The organism is Enterobacter cloacae complex sp. IR5458, from assembly GCF_049238025.1.
Lineage (GTDB): Bacteria > Pseudomonadota > Gammaproteobacteria > Enterobacterales > Enterobacteriaceae > Enterobacter > Enterobacter kobei.
This window is the reverse complement of sequence record NZ_JBMKIF010000117.1, coordinates 1-1705: the sequence shown is the minus strand read 5'-3', so window position 1 is coordinate 1705 and position 1705 is coordinate 1. Positions and strand designations below refer to the sequence as shown.

At 60.8% G+C, this 1705-nt stretch carries 2 protein-coding genes; both read left to right on the top strand.

The features are described from left to right. The first annotated feature begins 141 nt into the window (after positions 1–141). Entirely contained in the window at positions 142–642 is a 501-nt protein-coding gene (locus tag ACOTYN_RS26235; RefSeq protein WP_000376623.1) for a GNAT family N-acetyltransferase, read from the top strand. Positions 643–1148: 506 nt separating this feature from the next. After that, on the top strand, positions 1149–1705 hold a 557-nt coding region (locus ACOTYN_RS26230), incomplete at its 3' end, for an IS6-like element IS6100 family transposase (protein ID WP_097365439.1).

Below are 1705 nucleotides of genomic sequence, written 5' to 3'. Positions count from 1 at the left end.
TAGATCATGCCTAGCATTCACCTTCCGGCCGCCCGCTAGCGGACCCTGGTCAGGTTCCGCGAAGGTGGGCGCAGACATGCTGGGCTCGTCAGGATCAAACTGCACTATGAGGCGGCGGTTCATACCGCGCCAGGGGAGCGAATGGACAGCGAGGAGCCTCCGAACGTTCGGGTCGCCTGCTCGGGTGATATCGACGAGGTTGTGCGGCTGATGCACGACGCTGCGGCGTGGATGTCCGCCAAGGGAACGCCCGCCTGGGACGTCGCGCGGATCGACCGGACATTCGCGGAGACCTTCGTCCTGAGATCCGAGCTCCTAGTCGCGAGTTGCAGCGACGGCATCGTCGGCTGTTGCACCTTGTCGGCCGAGGATCCCGAGTTCTGGCCCGACGCCCTCAAGGGGGAGGCCGCATATCTGCACAAGCTCGCGGTGCGACGGACACATGCGGGCCGGGGTGTCAGCTCCGCGCTGATCGAGGCTTGCCGCCATGCCGCGCGAACGCAGGGGTGCGCCAAGCTGCGGCTCGACTGCCACCCGAACCTGCGTGGCCTATACGAGCGGCTCGGATTCACCCACGTCGACACTTTCAATCCCGGCTGGGATCCAACCTTCATCGCAGAACGCCTAGAACTCGAAATCTAACGTCCGTTCGGGCATCGAGGTCCATGTCGGGGTGGGACGGGCCCGTGGCTTCAAGATCACTTGCAGTCCGACCGCGATGTCTTGGTTGCGCGAGAGGTTGTCGATATCCTCCACTTCCATCATCAACCCTGGATAATGCCGCCGCCGTCATCGCCGCCGACGCCCGTGCCGGGCTTTTCGGGCCTGTCAGGCTTGCTCGGCCTTCAGCCTGCCTGGGCGAGATCTCCGGCGGACGGATTAACGGCGGAGCTTCGCCGCCTTTCGTGCGTGTGAAGGCCGAAGATAGTTCTCTCAAAAACATCCGTTTATGAGAGATACCAAATGTCATTTTCAGAAGACGACTGCACCAGTTGATTGGGCGTAATGGCTGTTGTGCAGCCAGCTCCTGACAGTTCAATATCAGAAGTGATCTGCACCAATCTCGACTATGCTCAATACTCGTGTGGGCTCTGTTGCAAAAATCGTGAAGCTTGAGCATGCTTGGCGGAGATTGGACGGACGGAACGATGACGGATTTCAAGTGGCGCCATTTCCAGGGTGATGTGATCCTGTGGGCGGTGCGCTGGTATTGTCGCTATCCGATCAGCTATCGCGACCTTGAGGAAATGCTGGCGGAACGCGGCATTTCGGTCGACCATACGACGATCTATCGCTGGGTCCAGTGCTACGCCCCGGAGATGGAGAAGCGGCTGCGCTGGTTCTGGCGGCGTGGCTTTGATCCGAGCTGGCGCCTGGATGAAACCTACGTCAAGGTGCGGGGCAAGTGGACCTACCTGTACCGGGCAGTCGACAAGCGGGGCGACACGATCGATTTCTACCTGTCGCCGACCCGCAGCGCCAAGGCAGCGAAGCGGTTCCTGGGCAAGGCCCTGCGAGGCCTGAAGCACTGGGAAAAGCCTGCCACGCTCAATACCGACAAAGCGCCGAGCTATGGTGCAGCGATCACCGAATTGAAGCGCGAAGGAAAGCTGGACCGGGAGACGGCCCACCGGCAGGTGAAGTATCTCAATAACGTGATCGAGGCCGATCACGGAAAGCTCAAGATACTGATCAAGCCGGTGCG

What these genes read in the sequence shown, in the direction of transcription:
- ACOTYN_RS26235 (WP_000376623.1), top strand. Translation starts at nt 142, where the DNA reads ATGGACAGCGAGGAGCCTCCGAACGTTCGGGTCGCCTGCTCGGGTGAT.